Here is a 22,419-nt window from a genome sequence, read left to right as displayed (position 1 = left end):
CACAAAGCGAGCGAGCGCTTGGGCGCGAGCGTGACTGGACCCCGGGTATCCAGCGATCGAGTGTGAACGGTCGTGAGCGCCATAATCCCCCTTCCCGACAAGGTGTGACCTACCGTAAAAGGGCTTTGTGTTCTGTAGAATTGAATTAATCTGAACATTCCATTCTCTTGAGCAGAATGCACTCCATGGACCTCATCGATCTCCGCACCTTTCTCGAAGTCGCCAAGGGTAAGCGTATCACCGCAGCGGGCCGCGAGTTGAACACGGTCCCGTCGAACGTGACGACGCGCATCAAGAAGCTCGAGGAGGAGATCGGCCTTGCCTTATTCGACCGTCAAAGCCGCGGCATGATGCTCACGGAGGCTGGTGAGCGCCTGCTGCCTTATGCCGAAAACCTGATCGTCTTGTTCCATGAGGCCAAGGAAGCCGCGCGGGACGACGGCGCGCTCCGCGGTATGTTGAAGATCGGATCGATGGAGACGACCGCTGCCGTACGCCTGCCGGCGCTGCTCGCGCGATTTCATCGCGATTGCCCGTATGTGAAGTTCACGCTTGTCACCGGGCCCACTGCGCATCTGATCGATGAGGTCGTCGCCCGAAGGCTGGACGGCGCCTTCGTGGCCGGACCAATCAACCATCCGGAGCTCGATGTCGTCCTGGCCTTCACCGAGGAACTCGTCCTCGTGACAGACCCGGCCATCGATACGCTTGAGGCCCTGCGCCAATCTGCCTCCGACGGTCTGACTGCGCTGATGTTCCGCATCGGCTGTTCGTATCGTCAGCGACTGGAGCATGTGCTGGCCGGGATCGGTTTGCCTGCCTTCAACCGGCTGGAACTCGGCACGCTCGACGGATTGCTGGGCTGCGTCGCGGCGGGCATGGGCATCACATTGCTGCCCCGTGCCGTCGTCGCCGGGTCGCACTATGCCGACAGCCTTCGGGTCCATGCCTTGCCTCGCGATATGAGCGAGGTTGAGACGTTGTTGGCCGTAAGGCGGGACAAGCGCGTCGGTGCCGCCCTTCGCAATTTTCTAGTGCTCTGTAGGCGCTGACCAGGGGCCGACCTGAGACGTTAGTCCTGCGGGATTCAGCGTGGGCCGTCGCTTGCGACGTGCCGGAAGGACAGTCCTGGGTGCGTGCCAAGCGTTAGGTTCTATCCACTAGCTGGCTCGCGGACAGGCCCATTGCGCCGCCGCCGGCGGGCGCCCTGCGCAGAAGGCGCTCAATCGAGCGAACTTCAAAAACGCTGGATCGAAAGAAAAATTCAATACTCTACGCTATAAACCTCAAAACAGGGGCGACAAAAGGCAGATGTAATGGCTGCGTTAACGAATAAATTACCGTACAGCCTGCATGAATCCAGTATAAAAGTAAAATTTTATGCTGCCTTTGCCGGTTTATTAATCCTGATTTTGATGCTGGTCGGGCTTTCGGTTTATTCGGTCCGCGAACAATCCGCCTATCACAGGCAACTTGACGTTTCCTCGCAGGCTGCCACCAACGTCGAAAAGGTCAACGGCCTGATCTTCGCCGTCGTTATGGAATCGCGCGGCATCTACATGTCGAGCGATATGGCGACTGTGAAGCGCTATGGCGACGCGCTCCTGCGGCGAAACCGCGAATTGGCCGAGGTCATGGATCAATGGCAGCGGATCGTTCGTGATGACGACACGGAACTCTTCGCGGCCTTCAAGACCCGTGTCTCCGAGTTTATCCGTTTCCGCGCAGAGCTCGTGCGGCGCGCGAACGTCGTCAGTCAGGCGGCGGGTCGTGAATGGGGAGACAACGACGCGAACCGCACGGTGCGCATCGCACTCAACGAGGATCTCGCGGCTCTCGCGACGGTCTACTTCAAGCGCGCCCACGCCAACGCCAAGCTGGGAGAGCAGGTCGAGTTCACCACCGTATTGCTGATGATCCTCGGCATCGGCGCTATCGCCCTGACCTGGCTGACAGCCTCTCTGTTCAAGGCCTCGGTGATCGAGCCGCTGCTCGCCATCACATGGGCAGCCGACAGCATCGCCTCCGGCAAGGTTCTGGCAGCGATCCCGTACGCCGGCAGAAAGGATGAAATCGGCAAGCTCGCCTTGGCTGTCCAGCAACTGCAGAGCACGACTGAGCGAAACCGTGAGCTCCAGAAGAGCGAACTGGCGACATCGCGGGAACGCGATCACCTCGAAGAGAACAAGGTCCATCTCATTGCGGCGATCAACAATATGGCCCAGGGCCTGATCATGCTCGATGTGCACGCGAACGTCATTCTCATGAACGAATCCTACCGGAAGATGTATAATCTGCCGAAGGAGATCATGGCTTCGAGCTGCAATCTTCGCGACATACTGCGATACCGCGCCGAATCCGGCCTGTTTTCCGGAGACAGCAAGACCTACGTCAGAACGATCCTGACCCGGATCGCGCTCGGTCAACCGTCGGTAAGCCATGTCGATTTGAAGGACGGCCGCAAGATCCGCGTGTTCGAGCAGCCGACACCCGATGGCGGCTGGGTCGCGACCCATGAAGACTTCACCAAACAGCAGCAGTTGCAGCAGACGCTTGAGCGGATGGAGCGCCTGTTTGGAACGATCGTCGAGAATGTGCACGAGGCCATCCTGGCCAAGGACGCGCTCAGCCACCGCTATCTGCTCGTCAACCGGGCCGCGGAAACCCTGTTCGGCCTGCCGCGTGCCGCCATCGTCGGACGAACGGCAAGGGATGTCTTCGGCGAGGAGACCGCCGAGGCGATCGAGGGCACCAGCAAGGCCCCGCCCGTCAAGGCCGCCGCGGTCGCGATCCGGAGGATAACGACGCCCGGTAATGGCGAGCGTGTCGCGGCGATCCGGCATCTTCCCGCCTCGGGCGGTGAAGACGGAGCGCAGTACCTGATCAGCCTGATCGAAGACCAGACCGAACAGGCCGCCGCGATGCCGCGGCTGCGAACAGGCTGACCGGCCCCGGACACTGCGCTCACCGCGGGCTGCATGCCGGCGGATATGAGAACGGTGTACATCGCACCGCTGCGGCGGCAGACTTCAGTCATGACGGTGAGCCTCGGCTTGTCGACATCGACTTGCCGAAGAGCGCCGAACCAGAGAGACGAATGCCGGTCGAACGCGAGATCTTCGGGCACCTGCCGGACGGCACCGCCATCGAGCGCGTCACGCTCAGGCGGGATGGCGGGCTGACGGCGCGCATCATCAGCTATGGCGCCGCTCTCCAGGCGCTGCTGGTGGCGGATAGCGCAGGGGCGATCGACGACGTCGTTCTCGGCTTTGACGCGCTTGAGCCCTATACCCGGCCCGGCTGCTATTTCGGCATGACGGTCGGGCGCTACGCCAACCGCATCGCGGGCGGCCGCTTCGTCATCGACGGGGCGCAGGTTTCGCTTGCCCGCAATAATGGCCCCAATGCGTTGCATGGCGGCATCGATGGCTTCAGCCGCAAGGCGTGGAGGATCGTCTCGGCAGAGGATGGACCGGTTCCCACGCTGACGCTGGCCTGCCGCAGCCCCGATGGTGAGGAAGGTTATCCCGGCACGGTCGAGACCCGATTGCGCTATAGCCTGCCGGCCCCTGGCGAACTCCTGCTCGACATCACCGCGACGAGCGACCGGGCGACGGTGGTCAACCTGACCAATCACAGCTTCTTCAATCTCGACGGCACCACGGCAGGCGATATCCTCCAGCATCGGCTGCAGATCGCCGCCGATCATTTCCTTGCGGTGGACGAGACCGCGATCCCGTTGCAGGAGCCGCCGCGAAGCGTCACTGGCACGCCGTTCGATTTCCGCGAGGCGCATCCGATCGGCGCCCGCATCCGGCACCCCGACGAACAGCTGCGGCGCGGCCGCGGCTACGACCATAATTTCTGCCTGGTTCCTGCGGGTGGCTTGCCGGCGGATGGTTTGCCGACGGACGGCTTGCCGGTGGATGGCTTACGTTTGGCCGCTCGCGTCGAGGCGCCCCGCTCCGGGCGGATCATGGAGCTCCATACCAATCAGCCCGGTCTCCAGCTCTATTCCGGCAATTTTCTCGACGGCAGCGTGGCGGGAAAGCACGGCAGGCTTCACCGCCAGGCCGACGCCTTTTGCCTGGAGCCGCAGATCTGGCCCGACGCACCCAATCGTCCGGATTTCCCATCGGCCAGGCTGACGCCGGGCATGATCTACCGACATCGCACGCTCTATCGTTTCACGGCCTGAGCGGCTCCTGCATGTCCCTGCCCATTAGTAAGATAGTATGACTATTTACAGGCTCAAAAGACCCCGGTAGAACGAGGCTGCGCACGTAGAGGCGCCTCGATTGATAATGTTCCGGGAGAAGCTCATGCGCCGTCTTTCATCCATGACCACGCTGCTTGCCGCGACCATGCTGGCCGGCGGTCTCAATGCCGCCAGCGCGGCGGAACTCACAGTCGGCTTTTCACAGATCGGCTCGGAATCGGGCTGGCGCGCAGCCGAGACATCGGTCTCCAAGAGCGAGGCCAAGAAACGCAACATCACGCTCAAGATCGCCGACGCACAGCAGAAGCAGGAGAACCAGATCAAGGCGATCCGCTCCTTCGTCGCGCAGGGCGTCGACGCGATCTTCCTCGCTCCCGTCGTCGCGAGCGGCTGGGATTCCGTGCTGAAGGAAGCCAAGGAAGCCAAAATCCCGGTCATCCTGCTCGATCGCGACATCGATCCGGCGGGCAAGGAGCTTTATCTGACTGCCGTGACCTCCGACAGCGTCCATGAGGGCGAGGTCGCCGGCAAATGGCTCGCCAAGACGGTCGGCTCCAAGCCCTGCAACGTCGTCGAGCTGCAGGGCACGGTCGGCGCCAGCGTCGCGACCAACCGCAAGAAGGGCTTCGATACGGCGATCGCATCGGCCTCCAACATCAAGGTCGTGCGCAGCCAGACGGGCGACTTCACCCGCGCCAAGGGCAAGGAAGTGATGGAGAGCTTCATCAAGGCCGAGGGCGGCGGCAAGTCGATCTGCGCCGTCTATGCGCATAATGACGACATGATGGTCGGCGCGATCCAGGCCATGAAGGAAGCCGGCCTGAAGCCGGGCAAGGACGTGCTGACCGTCTCGATCGACGCGGTGCCCGACATCTTCAAGGCGATCGCGGCCGGCGAGGCCAATGCCACGGTCGAATTGACACCCGACATGGCCGGCCCCGCCTTCGACGCGCTGACCGCCTATAAGAGCAAGGGCACCGTGCCGCCCAAATGGATCCAGACCGAATCCAAGCTCTATACCGCCGCCGACAATCCGCAGAAGGTCTACGATTCCAAGAAGGGCCTCGGCTACTGAGAGTCTGCCCCGAAACTCTACTCCGGCGGCCGTCTGACGCGGCTTTCTGCGCTTCCGGTGCTCACGGACATGAAGTCCGCTGCGCTCCGGTTCTCGAAATCCGCGCCAGCCGACTCACCAGAGCGAGTTTCAAAACAGACTCTGAGGGCGTACGCGCTCTCTCCTGAGGTTGGTCCCACGGCCGCGCCACCGGCGCGGCCTGCGTGGAGTTCTTGCCCATGTCCTTACCCCCGACCCGCCCCCTGCCCCCGATCGAGGCCGCGCCGCCGATCGACGCCGTGCCGCTCTTGGCCGTACGCGGGCTCTCGAAGACTTTTGCGGGGTTTCCCGCGCTCGCCGGCATCGACGTCACGCTCCGGCATGGCGAAATCCATGCCCTGCTCGGCGAGAACGGCGCAGGCAAGTCGACCTTCATAAAGGCGGTCACCGGCGTCATCGCGCGCGACGCGGGAACCGTGGCGCTGGACGGCGCCGAGATCGCGCCCCGTTCGGCACAGGAGGCGCTGCAGGCCGGTATCGCGACCGTCTACCAGGAGGTCAGCTTGCTGCCCAACCTCTCGGTCGCGCAAAACCTGTTCCTCGGACGCCAGCCGATGCGCTTTGGTCTCGTCAGGGAAGGCGAGATGCGCCGCCGCGCGGCCGCCCTGCTGCGTGATTTCGACCTCGATATCGATGTCGGCGCGCCGCTGGGCGATTATTCGGTCGCCGTGCAGCATCTGGTGGCGATCGCGCGCGCCGTCGACATGTCGGCACGGATCCTGATCTTGGACGAGCCGACGGCCAGCCTCGACGCTCATGAGGTCGAGATCCTGTTCCGCGTCATGCGCGGTCTCGCCAGCAAGGGCCTCGGCATCCTCTTCGTCACCCATTTCCTCGACCAGGTCTATGCGATCAGCGACCGCATCACGGTGCTGCGGAACGGCAAGCTCGTCGGCGAGCGCGAAACGGCAGCGCTGCCGCGCATGGAGCTGATCAGGATGATGCTGGGCCGCGAGCTCAGCGAAGCCACCTCGGAGCATCCAGCCAAGGACGCCGCCGAGGCCGCGCCCGCAGCAGGCGGCGCGATCCGGTTCGAGGGTTTCGGCAAGGCCGGCTATGTCGCGCCTTTCGACCTCGCTCTGGCGAGCGGCGAGGTGGTCGGGCTCGCCGGCCTGCTCGGCTCGGGGCGCACGGAGACAGCACGCCTGCTGTTCGGGGTGGAAGCCGCCGATAGCGGCCGCCTCACCATCGACGGCCGCAGCGTGCGCCTGGCCTCGCCGCGCGACGCGATCGCGCAGGGCTTCGGTTATTGCCCGGAGGAGCGCAAGACCGAAGGCATCGTCGCCGAGCTCACGGTGCGCGAGAACATCGTCCTGGCCGTCCAGGCGCGGCGCGGCGCGCTGCATCCGCTCTCGCGGCGGGAGCAGGACGAGATCGCGCAGCGCTTCATCACCATGCTCGACATCCGCCCGCCCGACCCCGAGCGGCCGATCGGGCTGCTTTCGGGCGGCAACCAGCAAAAGGCCCTGCTGGCGCGCTGGCTGGCGACGCAGCCGCGCCTTCTCATTCTCGACGAACCGACGCGCGGCATCGATGTCGGCGCCCATGCCGAGATCATCCGCCTGATCCGGCAGCTCTGCACTGAGGGCCTCGCCCTCGTCGTGATCTCGTCCGAACTGGAGGAGATCGTGAGCTATGCCGATCGGGTCGTGGTGATGCGCGACCGCAGGCAGATCGCCACGCTGGAGGGCGAGGCCGTCAACGTCACCGCGATCCTGCAGGCGATCGCGGCTGACGCGCCCCCGCTGGCGGCGTGAGGAAGCCGATCCGATGAGCCTCACCCTGCCCCGCAAGGGCCTGCCGCAAATCGCAGCTTTCATCATCGTGCTGCTGATCAATTTCGCGGTTTCGCCGCAGTTCTTCGACCTCAGGCTGCAGGACGGCCGCCTGTTCGGCAGCCTCATCGACGTGTTCAACCGCGGTGCGCCCGTGGCGCTCCTCTCCCTGGGCATGGTGCTGGTCGTGGCGACCAGGGGGATCGACCTGTCGGTCGGCGCGGTGATGGCGATTTCAGGCGCGCTCGCGGCGACGCTGGCCGACACGCAGCCGCTGCCCGTCGTCCTGCTGGCGGCGCTGGGTGCGGGGCTGCTATGCGGGCTCTGGAACGGCATCCTCGTCGCAGTGCTCGGCATCCAGCCGATCGTCGCGACGCTGATCCTGATGGTCGCCGGCCGCGGCGTCGCGCAGCTGATCACCGAGGGCAGGATCGTCACCTTCACCTCGCCCGGCCTCGCCTGGTTCGGCGGCGGTTCGATCCTGGGACTGCCGGTCCCGGTGGTGCTGACCGCGTCGGTGCTGGCGGTCGCGGCGCTTGTCGTCCGCGGCAGCGCGCTCGGGCTCCTGATCGAGGCGACCGGCGCCAATGCCCGCGCCAGCGCGCTCGCCGGCATCGAGACGCGCATGACCACCATTGCGGTCTATGTCTGGAGCGGCTTCTGCGCGTCCCTGGCCGGGATCGTCGCCGCAGCCGACATCCTGGGCGCGGACGCCAACAATGCCGGGCTCTGGCTCGAGCTCGACGCCATCCTGGCGGTCGTGATCGCCGGCAGCTCGCTCTTGGGCGGCCGCTTCAGCCTCGCACTGGCGGTGCTGGGCGCGCTGATCATCCAGGCGATGAACACCGGCATCCTGCTGGCCGGCTTCAGGCCCGAATTCAACCTCGTGGTGAAGGCGGTCGTCGTCCTGGTGGTGCTGCTGGCGCAATCGCCGCGCCTGTCCGCCATCGGCGTCCTGCTGGCCCGGAGAGCGGCATGACGCGCTATCTCCCGGTCATCGTCACCGCCGCCGTCTTCGCGCTCGGCTATGCCATCTGCGCGCTCCAGTTCCCCGCCTTCCTGTCGACGCGCGTGATCGCGGACCTTTTGACCGACAACGCCTTCCTCGGCATCCTGGCGGTCGGCATGACCTTCGTGATCATCTCGGGTGGCATCGACCTGTCGGTCGGTTCGGTCGTGGGGTTCACGACGGTCTTCCTCGCCCTGGCGATCGGGACATGGAACATTCCCCCGCTGCTGGCCTTCATGCTCGTGCTGCTGGTCGCGACGCTGTTCGGCGCCACGATGGGTGCGCTCATCCAGGGCTTCGAGATGCCGCCGTTCATCGTGACGCTGGCGGGCATGTTCCTGGCGCGCGGCGCGAGCTTCCTGCTCTCGACCGAGTCGATCCCGGTCACCGCGCCGCTCTACGCCGCGATGTCCGACTTCGCGCTGCGCCTGCCCGGCGGCGGCCGGCTGAGCGTCGTCGGGCTGATCATGCTCGCGGTCTTCCTGGCCGGCGGCATCCTGCTCCATCTCACGCGCTTCGGCACGAACGTCTATGCGCTGGGCGGCAATCGGGTCTCGACCGGGCTGATGGGGATCTCGGTGGGGCGGCACACGGTTGCGATCTATGCCCTGTCGAGCTTCCTGGCGGGGCTGTCGGGCATCGTGTTCTCGCTCTACACCTCGTCGGGCTATTCGCTTTCGGCGGTGGGTGTCGAGCTCGACACCATCGCTGCCGTGGTGATCGGCGGCACGCTGCTGACAGGCGGGTACGGCTTCATGGCTGGAACGTTCCTGGGCGTTCTGATGCAGGGCCTGATCCAGACCTACATCAATTTCGACGGCACGTTGTCGAGCTGGTGGACCAAGATCGTCACCGGCGTCCTGCTGTTTTCCTTCATCGCTTTCCAGCAGGCGACGCTGGCGCTGGCCCGCCGCTCCGTGCGGGGCACCGCTGCAAAAGGGACCACGCCATGAAACCCGGAATCGTCGCGGTTCCCGAACGGCGGGAGCACTCCAATCACGCCGAGGTGGCGCGGATGATAGCGATCGACATCATCGCCGGCCGCGCCAAGGAAGGCTCCAAGCTCGCCGGCGATGCCGAGCTGATGCTGCGCTTTGGCGTCTCGCGCCCGGTGCTGCGCGAAAGCGTGAAGACGCTCGTCGCCAAGGGCCTGCTCACCACCAAGGCAAGGGTCGGCACGGTGGTGCGCGAGCGCGCCGCCTGGAACATGTTCGACAGCGATCTGCTCGCCTGGCACCTTCAGGCCGGCATAGACCGCCGCTTCCTGGACGATCTCGCCGAAATCCGGCTGGCGGTCGAGCCTCGCGCGGCGGCCCTGGCCGCGGAGCGCAGAACCGAGGCCGATCTCGCCGCGATGCGCGCAGGCCTGGCCGCGATGCAGCGCGAGCCGTCCGATTCCGTGGCCTTCGCCAATGCCGATCTCGCGCTCCATGTCGCGGTCGCCAATGCGTCGGGCAATCCGTTCATGCGCTCGGTCGGCGGCGTCATCGACGTTGCCTTGCGGGCGTCCTTCCTGCTGAGCGCACCGGTCGAGGAACCCGAGCGGGACATTGTCATCATGACGCATCGGAAGATCGTCGATGCCATCGCAGCCCGCGACGTCGAGGGAGCAGCCGACGCCATGGTGGGTGTCATCTTCAACGGATTGCGCCGCCACGGCGCGGCGCGCACCCCCTCCGAACGGCTCCCCGGGTCGCATCGTCTCATCGCCCCTTCCCGCCTTCTCACAGACAAGGATTGAGCACCGCCATGCCTGCAGCGACCAGACCCTATCGCGGCGTTTTCCCCGTCGTGCCGACCATCTTCCACGATGACGGTACGCTCGATCTGGAAGGCCAGCGCCGCTGCCTCGACTTCATGATCGATGCAGGCTCGGACGGGCTGTGCATTCTGGCGAACTTCTCCGAGCAGTTCGTGCTGACCGATGCCGAGCGCGACACGGTGATGGATGTGGCGCTCGACCATGTCGCGGGCCGGGTGCCGGTCATCGTGACGACGACGCATTTCAGCAGCGCGGTCTGCGCCGAGCGTTCGCGCCGCGCGCAGGACAAGGGCGCGGCCATGGTGATGATCATGCCGCCCTATCACGGCGCGACCTTCCGGGTCGGCGAGGCCGCGATCGAAGCCTTCTTCCGTCGCGTCTCGGATGCGATCTCGATCCCGATCATGATCCAGGACGCGCCGGTGGCCGGCACGCCGCTCTCGCCCGCCTTCCTGGCGAAGCTCGCCGGCGAGATCGAGAACGTCTCGTATTTCAAGATCGAGGTCGCCCAGGCCGCGGCCAAGCTGCGCACGCTGCTCGAACTCGGCGGCGAGACGATCGAGGGGCCGTGGGATGGCGAGGAGGCGATCACGCTGATGGCCGATCTCGATGCGGGCGCGACCGGCGCGATGACCGGCGGCGGCTATCCCGACGGCATCCGCCAGATCGTCGATCCCTACTTCGCCGGGCGCCGCGACGAGGCCATGGCCGCCTATGCGCGCTGGCTGCCGCTGATCAATTACGAGAACCGCCAGACCGGCCTGTCGGCTGCGAAGATCCTGATGAAGCAGGGCGGGATCATCGGCTCGGCCGCCTTGCGTCATCCGCTCGAATTGCCGCATCCCAAGACCCAGGCCGGGCTGATCGAGATCGCCAAAAGCCTCGACGCCGCGGTTCTGCGCTGGAGCAAATGAGCATGCTGCGCCTCGCTATCGTCGGATTGGGCAAGATCGCCCGCGACCAGCATCTGCCCGCGGTGGCGGGCCTGCCCGATATCGCGATTGCGGCGGTTGTCAGCCGCAATGCGAGGTTGGACGGCGTGCCCTGTTTTGAAACCCTCGACGAGCTGTTTGCCTCCAATGTCGCGGTCGATGCGGTGGCGCTCTGCACGCCGCCGCAGGTGCGACGGGCCCAGGCCGCGCTCGCCCTGGCCGCCGGCAAGCATGTCATGCTGGAGAAGCCGCCGGGCGCGACCGTCAGCGAGCTTGCTCCGCTGATCGCCAGCGCGCGCGACAAGGGCCTGACGCTCTTTGCAACCTGGCATTCCCGCCATGCGCCGGCCGTCGAGCCGGCGCGCGCCTTTCTCGCCGCGAACCGGCCCTTGTCGGTCAAGATCGACTGGCGCGAAGATGTCCGGGTCTGGCACCCCGGTCAGGATTGGATTTTCGAGGCCGGCGGGCTCGGCGTGTTCGATCCCGGGATCAACGCGCTGTCGATCCTGACCCGCATCCTGCCGCGCCCGGTCTTTCTGCGGAGTGCCGGGCTCGCCTTTCCCGCCAACCGCGCGGCGCCGATCGCAGCCGAACTCGATCTTGCCGACGAGGCCGGCTTGCCGATCCGGGCGGAGTTCGATTTCCTGCAGACCGGACCGCAAAGCTGGGACATGCGCATCGAGACGGAAGGCGGAACGCTGATGCTTTCAGCCGGCGGCGCGAAGCTCGACCATGACGGCCGCCCGCTCGTCGACGAAGCGGAGGCGGAGTATCGCGCGCTCTACCGCCGTTTCGTCGAGCTCGTCGGCAGGCGTGAGAGCGATGTCGACCTGGCGCCACTGCAGCTCGTGGCCGACGCATTCCTGCTCGGGCAGCGTCGCAGCGTGGAGGCCTTCACATGGTGAGCGCGACGCAGGCAGTCACCGAGGCAGTCCTGCCCGCTCCCGTGCTGCTGGGCGAAACACGCTGCCATCTCGGCGAAGGCCCCGCCTATGACGCAGCGACCGACGCCGCGTTCTGGTTCGACATCCTGGAGCGCAAGCTGTTCGAGGCTGATCTGGGAACCGGCTCCGTGACCTGCCACGATCTGCCGCTGATGGCCTCGGCGCTGGCCATGGTCGACGACGAGCGCCAGATCGTCTCGACCGAGAGCGGGCTGCATCTGCGTTCACGCCGGGGCGCAATGACGCTGTTTCGTGCCGTCGAAGCGGATAACCGCGCGACACGCTCCAATGATGCGCGTGCGCATCCCGGCGGCGCGTTCTGGTTCAGCATGATGAGCAAGAGCGCAAAGGCCGGCGCCGCCTCGATCTATGCGCTGTCGGGCGGCGAGGTCGTGCTGCTTTTTTCCGGGCTGACGATCCCCAACGCGATCTGCTTCTCGGCCGACGGCCGGCAGGGGTTTTTCGCCGACACGGCGCAAAACGAACTTTACCGCGTACCGCTGGACCCCGTGACGGGGCTGCCGCGCCAGGCGCCCTCCTCGCTTGCCCTGTCCGATGACGGCAAGGGGCTCGACGGCGCCGTGATCGATCGCGAAGGGCTGATCTGGATCGCCCGTTGGGGTGGCGCGCGCATCGATGTCCTCACCGATCAGGGCGAGACCGTCCGCAGCCTGGCCGTGCCGGCGCGCCAGCCGAGCTGCCCGGTCTTCGTCGGCCGGGGCTTTGACCGCCTGCTGGTCACCAGCGCCTGGGAGGGACAGGATGAAGCAGCTCGCGCCGCCGATCCGCTGGGCGGCGCGACGTTCGTGTTCAGCCCCGGCGCGGTCGGAAAGGCGGAGCCGCGGGTCAGGCTGGGAGCGCACTGACAGTCTCGTATCAACCAAGACCGCCTGCAGGCGGCGATGAATGTTCAGCCAAATCTTCACAACCAAGGGAGAAAACGATGACATCCGGGATCACCAAGCTTCTATCCGCTCTCGCATTGGGCGCGCTCGCCTTTGCCGGGCCTGCGCTGGCGCAATCCAAGCCCACCGTCGGCATCGCCATGCCGACGAAGTCATCCGCCCGCTGGATCGCCGATGGCGACAACATCGTGAAGGTGCTGAAGGAACGCGGCTACAATACCGATCTGCAATATGCCGAGGACGAGATCCCCAACCAGCTCTCGCAGATCGAGAACATGGTCACCAAGGGGGCGAAGGTCCTGGTGATCGCCGCCATCGACGGCACCACCCTGTCCGACATCCTGCAGCAGGCGGCCGCCGCCGGCACCAAGGTGATCGCCTATGACCGCCTGATCCGGAACTCACCGAATGTCGATTATTATGCGACGTTCGACAACTTCAAGGTCGGGGTCCTGCAGGCGCAGACGCTGGTGAAGGGTCTTGGCCTGCCCGAGGCGAAGGGGCCGTTCAACATCGAGCTCTTCGGCGGCTCGCCGGACGATAACAACGCCTATTTCTTCTATGACGGGGCGATGTCGGTGCTGAAGCCCTTCATCGACTCCAAGCAGCTCGTGGTGGCGAGCGGCCAGATGGGCATGGACAAGGTCTCGACCCTGCGCTGGGACGGCGCAACGGCCCAGGCGCGCATGGATAACCTGCTCAGCGCCTTCTACAACAACAAGCGCATCGACGCCGTGCTCTCGCCCTATGACGGCATCTCGATCGGCATCCTGTCCTCGCTGAAGGGCGTCGGCTACGGCTCGGGCTCGATGAAGATGCCGCTGGTCTCCGGCCAGGACGCGGAGGTTCCCTCGGTCAAGTCGATCCTCGCCGGCGAGCAGTATTCGACCATCTTCAAGGACACCCGCGAGCTCGCCAAGGTCACCGCCGACATGGTCGATGCCATGCTCAGCGGCAAGGAGGTGCCGGTCAACGATACCAAGACCTACACCAATGGCCGCAAGACCGTGCCGTCCTATCTGCTCACCCCGGTCGCGGTCGACAAGTCGAACTGGGAAGCGATCCTGATCGCGTCGGGCTACTACAAGGCCGGGCAGATCAAGTAACGCGCCCCCTTGCGCGCGGCCCCGCCTAGAGCAGGATGCGAAAAAGTGGGAACCGGTTTTTCGCATTGATCCTGCTCTCACTCTTTGATGAGAGACGGATTCAGATTTCAGATGGGATCACTTGGTGATCCCATCTGAAATCATCCGGCTCTAGGCGGGGCCGTCGATCAATCCGGTCGCGAAGCAGAGCGCCGGTCGCGGAGCAGAGCAAATGAATCCGATCCTGGCCATGCGCGGCATCAGCAAGGCGTTCGCTGGCGTCAAGGCCCTGAGCGAGGTTTCGTTTTCGGTCGAGACGGCTGAGATCCACGCCGTCGTCGGCGAGAACGGCGCCGGCAAATCGACGCTGATGAAGGTACTGAGCGGCGTCTACCCGCACGGCTCCTATGACGGGGCCATCATCTTCGATGGCGAGGAGCGGCGCTTCCGGGACATCACCGAATCCGAGGCGCTCGGCATCATCATCATCCATCAGGAGCTGGCGCTGATCCCGCTCCTCTCCATCGCCGAGAACATCTATCTGGCCAACCCACCCACGAAATTCGGGGTGATCGACCAGGGAGCCGTCTATCGCGGCGCCCTGGCGCTGCTGGCCAAGGTCGGCCTGAACGAGGCGCCCGACACCCGTGTCATCGATCTCGGCGTCGGCAAGCAGCAGCTCGTCGAGATCGCCAAGGCGCTGTCCAAGGATGTCCGGCTGCTGATCCTGGACGAGCCGACCGCGAGCCTCAACGAGCGCGACAGCGAGGCGCTGCTCGACCTCCTGGTCGAGTTGCGGGCGCAGGGCATCTCCTCGATCCTGATCTCGCACAAGCTCAACGAAGTCGCGCGCGTCGCCGACCACATCACCGTGCTGCGCGACGGGCGCACCGTCGACACGCTCGACTGCCGCGCCGGCCCGGTCGAGGAAGACCGCATCATCCGCAGCATGGTCGATCGCGATCTCGAGCATCGCTATCCCAAGCGCGAGCCCAAGATAGGCCAAGAGAAGATCGGCGAGGTGATCTTCGAGGTCGAGGACTGGACGGTGTTCCATCCGCAGGATGCCGGGCGGCGCGTGATCAAGGGCGTGGATTTCCAGGTCCGGCGCGGCGAGATCGTCGGCATCGCCGGGTTGATGGGCGCAGGCCGGACCGAATTCGCGATGAGTGTGTTTGGCCGCTCCTATGGGCGCCATATCAGCGGCCGCGCCAGGCTGGAGGGTCGCGACGTCGATCTGTCCACCGTGCGGCGCGCGGTCAATGCCGGGCTCGCCTATGTCACCGAAGACCGCAAGGAGCTCGGGCTCATCCTGGCCGAGGACATCCGCAAGAACATGACGCTGGCCAACCTGCCGGCGGTCGCTCCCGGCGGCGTCATCGACGACATGGCCGAGCTCAAGGTGGCGACGGGCTATCGCTCGCGCATGGGGATCCGCAGCGCCAGCGTCTACCAGGAGACCGGCCAGCTTTCGGGCGGCAACCAGCAGAAGGTCGTGCTGTCGAAATGGCTCTTCACCGAGCCCAAGGTCCTGATCCTGGACGAGCCGACGCGCGGCATCGACATCGGCGCCAAATACGAGATCTACTGCATCATCAACGAGCTCGCGGATTCCGGGCGTGGCGTCATCGTGATCTCGTCGGAAATGCCGGAGCTGCTGGGCATCTGCGACCGCATCTGCGTGATGAACGAGGGCGCCTTCGTCGGCGAATTCTCGGCCCAGGATGCAAGCCAAGAAAAAATCATGCGCGCCATCATGCGCAACGGGGAGGCCAGAGCATGAGCGGCGAAACCTTGAGCAGCGGGCCTGTGCGTCCGGCGGGCCACCACCTTAAGACGGGCCTGCGCGACTACGGCATGCTGATGTCGCTGGTGGCGATCATGTTGTTCTTCCAGGTCATGACGGGGGGCACGCTGCTGCGGCCGCTGAACCTGACCAATCTGGTGCTTCAGAACAGCTTCATCGTCATCATGGCGCTGGGAATGCTGCTCGTCATCGTCACCGGCCATATCGACCTCTCGGTCGGCTCGGTGGCGGGCGCGGTCGGCGCGGTCGCCGCCGTGCTGATGGTGCGCTACGAGATGCATTTCGTGCCCGCCGCCCTGATCTGCCTGGCGCTGGGCGCGCTGATCGGTGCGGCGCAAGGCTATTGGGTCGCCTATTTCAAGATCCCCTCATTCATCGTGACGCTGGCCGGCATGCTCGTCTTCAAGGGGCTGGCGCTGGCGATCCTGCAGGGCCAGTCGCTGGGGCCGTTCCCGGCGACCTTCCAGAAGCTGTCCTCGGGCTTCATCCCCGAGCTGATGCCGGAAGCTGGCGCGCTCTACCCAACCTCGCTGGCGATCGGGGCCGCGCTCGCGATCCTGCTCGTGGTGCTCAATCTCAAGAGCCGCGGGCGCCAGCAGAGCCATGGCGTTCCGGTCGAGCCGCAGGGTTTCTTCATCGCCAAGAACCTCGCCTTCGCCGTGATCATCCTCTACGCGACCTATCTCATCGCCTCCTATCGCGGCCTGCCCAACGTGCTCGTGGTCATGGGGGTGCTGATCGCGCTCTATGCCTTCGTGACGACGCGCACCAGCATCGGCCGGCAGATCTATGCGGTCGGCGGCAATGCGCGCGCCGCCAAGCTTTCGGGCGTGCGCACGGAATGGCTGACCTTCCTGACCTTCGTGAATATGGGCGTTCTCGCGGCGCTCGCCGGCCTCGTCTTCGCGGCGCGGCTCAACACGGCGACCCCGAAGGCTGGGCTCGGCTTCGAGCTTGACGTGATCGCGGCCTGCTTCATCGGCGGCGCCTCGGCCTATGGCGGCGTCGGACGCGTCTCGGGGGCGGTGATCGGCGCGCTGATCATGGGCGTGATGAACAACGGCATGTCGATCCTGGGCATCGGCATCGACTATCAGCAGGTGATCAAGGGCCTCGTCCTGCTGGGTGCGGTCTGCCTAGACGTCTACAATCAGAAGCGCTGAGAGCCTGACTCGACATCAAGATCCGTCATAAGCCTAGAGCAGGATGCGAAAAAGTGGGAACCGGTTTTTCGCATTGATCCTGCTCTAACGCCTTGATGAGAGGCCGCGCCGCCTGGGCTGCGACAGCGACGGCACTATCAGGGCGTATGCGTCATCGGATAAATCACGTGTATGGCGCTCACGCGCGATATCATATCGGTCCCGGCCGGCTTCGTTCCAAGGCATGTACCCTCACCGCTATGGGCCGGCCAGCTGTCGCAGATACGGCCATGATCGGGCTTTCGGCATGTGTTTAGAACGCAAAGCACCGGTGCGCCGGACCACGCCGCCAGCTGAAAGCGTCGTTGCAAGCTGGTATGAGAGCGCCAGCCTGCTCGATAGCTACAGCATCGATCTGAGTTCATCGAAACAGGACAGCATGCGCGTGCTGGCGACCCGGACAGTCGGCGATCAGCCGGCCTGGATCAAGGCGTTGGTCGCGCTGCGCGACGCCGTGATGACGCCCTTTGGCGTCAAAACCTCCGGGGAGGTCCGAGCGTCCAGGGCCGACACCGAACGCGTCGACTTCTTCCCGGTGCAATGGGAAAGCCAGGACGAGATTGTGCTGGGCGAGGATGATCGTCACCTGGACTTCCGACTGTCGCTGCTCCGCCGCAAGTCTCCAACCGGCACGCAGCTCATCGCGACAACCGTCGTGCACTCTCACAATGCCTTCGGCCTCACCTATCTCAGCGTGATCAGGCCGTTTCATCACCTCGTCGTCAGGACCAGCCTGGCACAGCTTGCACGAGCACAAGGTTAGGTGGCCGCGACGATCTTGATTTCTGCGTCCCTCGAAGGGGACATCGGCTCGCGTAAAAATCTTGTTGAAACAAGGATCTAGAGCAGTTTTCGATCAAGTTGATTCAGAAGTTGCTCCAGAGTGTTTTCGAGCGAAGCGGGCACCGGTTCCCTCGCGACAAACGCGAAGCGTTTGCGCGGAGAAAACGTTTTGAAACAAGGAGCTAGAGCGGTTTCCGGTCAAATTGATTCAGACGCTGCTCAAGAGCGTTTTCGAGCGAAGTGGATACCGGTTCCCTCGCGACAAACGCGAAGCGTTTGCGCGGAGAAAACGCGTTAAAGCAATGATCTGGAGCAATTGAACCCAAACTGGATCGGACATTGCTCCAGAGCAGGATGCGAAAAAGTGGGAACCGGTTTTTCGCATTGATCCTGCTCTCACTCCTTGATGAGAGCCGGATGATTTCAAACGGAGTCACTTTGTGACTCCGTTTGAAATCATCCGGCTCTGGGCCGTGAACCTATAAATCCGGCGGCCTGACGCGACGCCAGAGTCCTTCATGCCCGATAGCCGGCGTCTTGCTGCTTAGCAGCGAAACGACGCTATGTGCCAAACCGGAAGTGGCCATTGCGGCGAAGTGAGCGTTGGGCAAATTTCTGACCTCTGGTTCTGAGTCGGGTCCGGGCTCTTCGCTCCGACTATCTTGGTTTAGGATCGTTTGAAGGGCGGCCCAGTAAAATCATCCGGTCATCATGCATGGCGGCGCTGACGCTCTGTCTGGCTGGTGTGGCGCTTTGGGACGATGTGCAGACCGTCGGCAATTCGGACAGTCTCGGCTTTTCGGCGCGGCGGCTGGAACACATTGCCTCCCGGTTTGAGGCGCAGCAGCTCCCGTCCGGTTCGTGGCCGCTTTCGAAATCATCGCCGACTCGACATCGGCTGCGTCAGGGGCGTATGGGCGAACCTACGCGGCTTTGGCGTCAACAATGGCATTTCGGAGTATGTCCGGTCGTGGACACCAGCGGTTTGATATCGATCGATCTGGGGTTACGGGGCGCCGTCGTCGCATTGTGCTTGCTGATCGCAGCCATGGCGCTGCGCGATCGCCGCGACAGCACGGCCGCGCTGCTGGGCGCCGCGCTCGCGATCGGCGCCGCGGCTTCGATGATCTGCTCGGCGCCAACCTTCCCGCGGCCATTTGCATGGTGGGGCCTGTTGCTGCTGGCGTTGTCCAGCGCGAACTGTGTCGTGTTCTGGCTATGGGCGCGTGCCGCCTTCGATGACGATTTCGTGCCGCGGCCCTGGCATGGCGTCTTGTGGGCGGCCGTCGCCGTCGCGCAATGGCTGGACGCCAGCGGCATCACCCGATCGGCCGCGCTGGAGCGCGCGATCGAACGCACGCTGTCATCTGCCTTTCTCGGCCTTGCGTTGTTGGCGGTGGCGCAGACGCTGCTCACGTGGCGGGCGGATCTGGTGGAGGGCCGACGTCGGCTTCGGCTGGTCGTCCTGATCGGGGCGACGGCCCAAATCGTTCTCAACTCTTACTTGAACTTCGTGCAGCAGCCCTCGATCCCCACTTTTTCCATGGCCAGCGTCGCCAACGCCTTCGCTCTGTTCGTGCTGGTTGGCTTGAGCGCATGGAATCTACTGGATGCGCGGACGCGGAAAGGTTCGATCCTGCTGCCGGCGACAAATGTCCCCTTAGGCGCGCCAGCCAAGGCGTCTGATGATCAGGGCAAGCCTGCCTCGATCGAACCGGCTCTCTTGCGCCGCTTGGAACGGCTGATGACCGTCGAGCGCATCTACCGGCGTGAGCGATTGACGATTGGATTGCTATCCGCCGAGTTGGGCGTGCCGGAATACCGGCTTCGGCAGCTCATCAATGAGGGCCTCGGTTACCGCAATTTCAATGCGTTCCTCAATCACTACCGGATCGGGGAAGCCAAGGCCGCACTGGTCGACCCCGAACAAGTGGAAGTCCCAGTGCTGACAATTGCGATGGACACAGGTTTCCAGTCGATCGGGCCGTTCAACCGCGCCTTCAAGGCCGCGACAGATCTGACCCCGACCGAATTCCGCCGTCTTGCAATGGCCGGAAATGCCGCCCCGAGGAACGAGCGATTGAAAATCGGCCAGTCGAGTTGAGGAATCGGCCAGCCGGATTGCAGGAATCGGCGAGAAGGAAGCGAAAACATTCGACAGGCTGATGGCGGTTTTTCCTCGCAATAGCTGCGACAACGAGGCTGCCCATGCGATATCAGCGATTTGCCGTTTCATTGACCGCGCTGGCGGCGCTCGCGCTCGGTCTGGTAGGTGCGGCGCTTGCCGACGATTTGCGGACCGTCGGCGATCCGGACAGTCTCGGCTTTTCGGCGCGGCGACTGGCCCGCATCACCTCCTGGTTTGAGGCGCAGACCAAAACGGGCGATCCCTCCGGCTTTGTCGTTGGGATCGCCAGAGGCGGAAAGCTGGCTTATTTACAGCCCACCGGCTTTGAGGACCACGACAAGACAATTCCGATGCGGCCGGATTCGATCTTTCGCATCGGCTCGATGTCCAAGCAGATCACCAGCGTCGCCACCATGATGCTGGTCGATGACGGCAAGCTCGAGCTTGATGCTCCCGTGGCGAAGTATCTGCCGGAGCTCAGGGATATGCAGGTCGTCAAGACCAATCCGGCGACAGGAGATGCGATCCTGCTGGAGCTTGAACCTGCCAGGCGGGCGATGACCATCCGGGACCTTCTGCGCAATACGTCCGGCCTCGTTTATGCTTCGCCGGACTACGCCGATCCCGGATTTGGCAATGCCGCGCTTCACGCACTGTACGGAGCCAAGGCCCCATTCCGACGCGACAAGCCCATCGCGTCCTTTATCGCAAGCCTCGGAACACTTCCGCTTCTGCATCAGCCGGGCGAAGTCTGGGAATATTCTGTCGGCTACGATGTTCTCGGCCGCGTAATTGAAGTCGTATCGGGCCAGAATTTCGACCAGTTTCTGCAAAGCCGCCTATTCGGGCCGCTGCATATGGTCGATAGCGGCTTCTCGGTGCCGGAGGACAAGCTTGCCCGTCTCGTCGCCGTGCCCGGCGCCCAGCCCCGACCTCTTTCGGATGGCGACGTCGGCAAGCCGCAGACGTTCTTGTCCGGCGGGGGAGGAATCGTCTCGACGGTCCCCGACTTCCTGCGCTTCTGCCAGATGCTGCTCAACGGCGGCGAACTCGACGGCGTGCGCATCTTGAAGCCCGAAACGGTCAAGCTGATGACGACGAATTCGCTACCGCCGGATATGCACATGGCGGGACACGAAGCCGGCCCGGCTGTTGGCACGGGATGGGGGCTCGGCTTCGCCATTCGCACCAACCCGGATTTCAGCCTCATCCCAGGCGCGGTCGGCAGCTTCAACTGGCAGGGAAGCTGGGGCACGTTTTTCTCGATCGATCCGACACAGAAGCTGATCCTGGTCATGATGATGCAGCGGAGCCAGTTCAGTGAGAACGGTTTCTATTTCAACGCGATCCGTCGTCTGCCCTATGCGGCGTTGAAGATTCCCCAAGCTCCCGCACCCGTGGCGTCGGAACAGGAAAACGCCGGCGCTCTCACCGAATATGTTGGACGTTACGTTTTCGGCGGGTCTGCAAGTTCGCTGGACCGACAGATATTGGTCGCCGACGGCAATAGTTGGACCGGGCTTGAATCCGTTGTCGTGGAGAGCGATGGCCTCAGGGTGATCAAGCCGGCCGAGGGCGGCCCCGCCGCAAGGGCGGGCGTCATGGCGGGAGATCTCATCACCACTATCGGCGATAGATCGATCAAGGGCCTGACCCTGGAAGCGGCCTTTCGCCGGATTTCAGGTCCGGTCAACGCCACCATCAAGCTCAAGATCATCCGCGAGCGGCAGAACGATCCGATCGTGATCGCCTTTGCCAGGGAGGCGGTCCCCTCGCACAGTGTCGCGCTTCAAGTCCGTGTCGCGGACGGCAAGCTTGTCGTTGAAGCCACGGGCGCCTGGTCGATCCTTGATTTCGACAAGGGCGAGCCAATGCCCGTAGCGTTCCTTTCGAAGGATGAATTCCATGTCGAGAGCGGCGATCATACGCGGATCGCCTTCATTCGCGACGCCGCCGGCAAGGTCAACGGCGCGGTTCTCAATCCCGGACCATGGGAGCAACGCGGCGCTATCGCCCAATAGGGCACACTGACAAATGGCGGAAGCTTGCGCGGCCCGAACAGTAAAATGTCGGCGTGTCGCAACCCGATACGACAAACTCGCGGCCAATTATCTGGCGTTCGTCAAACTTGCTTCAATCAGAATTTGGCTACGTGCCAATGAGTCCACGCCCTACAGCCGGATGATTTTAGACGGAGTCACAAAGTGACTCCGTCTAAAATCATCCGGCTCTCATCAAGGAGTTAGAGCAGGATCAATGCGAAAAACCAGTTCCCACTTTTTCGCATCCTGCTCTAGTCGGACACGCCCTCGCGCCCGGCGATCGTCATGCAGGTCGCGGTCAGCATGGCGCAGAGCTTGGGGGTGCCGCCCGAGATCGCGAAAACCTCGGCCATGGCGAGCGTCAAGGTGCGCCCGGCCTTGATCACCTTGCCCTTGGCGAGCAGGCGCTCGCCGGCGGCCGGCGCAAGCAGGTTGATCTTGAACTCGGCGGTCAGCACGCCCACCCCCGCCGGCATCGTCGTCAGCGCCGCATAGCCCGCGGCGGAATCGGCAATGCTCGCGACCGCGCCGGCATGGTCGAAACCGTGCTGCTGGGTCAGATGCGTCGAGACCGGCAAGTCGATCTCGATCTCGCCGGGGCCGACATGCAGCAAGCGCGCGCCGAGCGTGGTCATGAAGGCCTGCTTGGCAAAGCTGTCGGCAATCCGCCGGGCCATGTCCTCCTGCAGAGGCGAGACGTCCGGCATGAGCG

Annotated in this window: 18 protein-coding genes; 17 read left to right on the top strand and 1 reads right to left on the bottom strand. The window is 64.1% G+C overall.

Going from position 1 to position 22,419, the window contains the following annotated elements; genetic code table 11:
* Positions 1-185 precede the first annotated feature (185 nt).
* From ACSQ3P_RS21765 to ACSQ3P_RS21685, 17 genes are all read left to right on the top strand, one after another.
* On the top strand, positions 186-1,052 hold the full coding sequence (locus ACSQ3P_RS21765) for a LysR substrate-binding domain-containing protein (RefSeq protein WP_436167570.1): 867 nt from the start codon (positions 186-188) through the stop codon (positions 1,050-1,052).
* Positions 1,053-1,316: 264 nt separating this feature from the next.
* Positions 1,317-2,945 carry a PAS-domain containing protein gene (locus tag ACSQ3P_RS21760; RefSeq protein ID WP_436167569.1) on the top strand — a complete coding sequence of 543 codons (1,629 nt, stop codon included), beginning with the start codon at positions 1,317-1,319 and terminating at the stop codon, positions 2,943-2,945.
* 152 nt (positions 2,946-3,097) lie between these two features.
* On the top strand, positions 3,098-4,198 hold the full coding sequence (locus ACSQ3P_RS21755) for an aldose epimerase family protein (protein WP_436167568.1): 1,101 nt from the start codon (positions 3,098-3,100) through the stop codon (positions 4,196-4,198).
* A 142-nt stretch (positions 4,199-4,340) separates the two neighbouring features.
* Positions 4,341-5,294 carry a galactofuranose ABC transporter, galactofuranose-binding protein YtfQ gene (gene ytfQ, locus ACSQ3P_RS21750; protein WP_436167785.1) on the top strand — a complete coding sequence of 318 codons (954 nt, stop codon included), beginning with the start codon at positions 4,341-4,343 and terminating at the stop codon, positions 5,292-5,294.
* 218 nt (positions 5,295-5,512) lie between these two features.
* Positions 5,513-7,090, top strand: coding sequence for a sugar ABC transporter ATP-binding protein (locus ACSQ3P_RS21745; protein ID WP_436167567.1), 1,578 nt, complete (start codon positions 5,513-5,515; stop codon positions 7,088-7,090).
* Between the two features lie 13 nt (positions 7,091-7,103).
* The gene (locus ACSQ3P_RS21740; protein WP_436167566.1) at positions 7,104-8,087 is read left to right on the top strand and encodes an ABC transporter permease; all 984 of its coding nucleotides are present in this window, start codon (positions 7,104-7,106) and stop codon (positions 8,085-8,087) included.
* Positions 8,084-9,070 carry a galactofuranose ABC transporter, permease protein YjfF gene (yjfF, locus tag ACSQ3P_RS21735; protein WP_436167565.1) on the top strand — a complete coding sequence of 329 codons (987 nt, stop codon included), beginning with the start codon at positions 8,084-8,086 and terminating at the stop codon, positions 9,068-9,070. Before ACSQ3P_RS21740 ends, yjfF begins: the two co-directional genes overlap by 4 nt.
* A complete protein-coding gene (locus tag ACSQ3P_RS21730) occupies positions 9,067-9,858 on the top strand; it encodes a FadR/GntR family transcriptional regulator (protein WP_436167564.1) in 792 nt (263 codons plus the stop codon). Before yjfF ends, ACSQ3P_RS21730 begins: the two co-directional genes overlap by 4 nt.
* Before the next feature lie 8 nt (positions 9,859-9,866).
* Positions 9,867-10,793: a dihydrodipicolinate synthase family protein gene (locus ACSQ3P_RS21725; RefSeq protein WP_436167563.1), complete on the top strand. Its 927-nt coding sequence runs from the start codon at positions 9,867-9,869 to the stop codon at positions 10,791-10,793.
* Positions 10,790-11,716, top strand: a complete 927-nt coding sequence (locus ACSQ3P_RS21720; protein WP_436167562.1) for a Gfo/Idh/MocA family protein — start codon at positions 10,790-10,792, stop codon at positions 11,714-11,716. The genes ACSQ3P_RS21725 and ACSQ3P_RS21720 overlap by 4 nt, the downstream gene beginning before the upstream one ends.
* Positions 11,710-12,621, top strand: a complete 912-nt coding sequence (locus ACSQ3P_RS21715) for an SMP-30/gluconolactonase/LRE family protein (protein WP_436167561.1) — start codon at positions 11,710-11,712, stop codon at positions 12,619-12,621. Before ACSQ3P_RS21720 ends, ACSQ3P_RS21715 begins: the two co-directional genes overlap by 7 nt.
* 77 nt (positions 12,622-12,698) lie before the next feature.
* Positions 12,699-13,766, top strand: a complete 1,068-nt coding sequence (chvE, locus tag ACSQ3P_RS21710) for a multiple monosaccharide ABC transporter substrate-binding protein (RefSeq protein ID WP_436167560.1) — start codon at positions 12,699-12,701, stop codon at positions 13,764-13,766.
* A gap of 211 nt (positions 13,767-13,977) precedes the next feature.
* A complete protein-coding gene (gene mmsA, locus ACSQ3P_RS21705) occupies positions 13,978-15,528 on the top strand; it encodes a multiple monosaccharide ABC transporter ATP-binding protein (protein ID WP_436167559.1) in 1,551 nt (516 codons plus the stop codon).
* Entirely contained in the window at positions 15,525-16,715 is a 1,191-nt protein-coding gene (gene mmsB, locus ACSQ3P_RS21700) for a multiple monosaccharide ABC transporter permease (protein ID WP_436167558.1), read from the top strand. The genes mmsA and mmsB overlap by 4 nt, the downstream gene beginning before the upstream one ends.
* Positions 16,716-16,938: 223 nt before the next feature.
* A complete protein-coding gene (locus ACSQ3P_RS21695) occupies positions 16,939-17,517 on the top strand; it encodes a DUF2867 domain-containing protein (protein ID WP_436167557.1) in 579 nt (192 codons plus the stop codon).
* A gap of 735 nt (positions 17,518-18,252) precedes the next feature.
* Entirely contained in the window at positions 18,253-19,641 is a 1,389-nt protein-coding gene (locus ACSQ3P_RS21690) for a helix-turn-helix domain-containing protein (RefSeq protein ID WP_436167556.1), read from the top strand.
* A gap of 104 nt (positions 19,642-19,745) precedes the next feature.
* Positions 19,746-21,686 carry a serine hydrolase gene (locus ACSQ3P_RS21685; protein WP_436167555.1) on the top strand — a complete coding sequence of 647 codons (1,941 nt, stop codon included), beginning with the start codon at positions 19,746-19,748 and terminating at the stop codon, positions 21,684-21,686.
* Between the two features lie 272 nt (positions 21,687-21,958).
* Here ACSQ3P_RS21685 and ACSQ3P_RS21680 read toward each other — a convergent pair whose 3' ends face one another.
* Complete coding sequence (locus ACSQ3P_RS21680) at positions 21,959-22,414, bottom strand: PaaI family thioesterase (RefSeq protein ID WP_436167554.1); 456 nt, start codon at positions 22,412-22,414, stop codon at positions 21,959-21,961.
* Positions 22,415-22,419: the final 5 nt, after the last annotated feature.

This window comes from Allobosea sp. LjRoot9 (assembly GCF_964252745.1).
In the GTDB taxonomy this organism is placed as follows: Bacteria; Pseudomonadota; Alphaproteobacteria; order Rhizobiales; family Beijerinckiaceae; genus Allobosea.
Note: the sequence above shows the minus strand (reverse complement) of the source record. Positions and strands in the feature narration are given on the sequence as shown.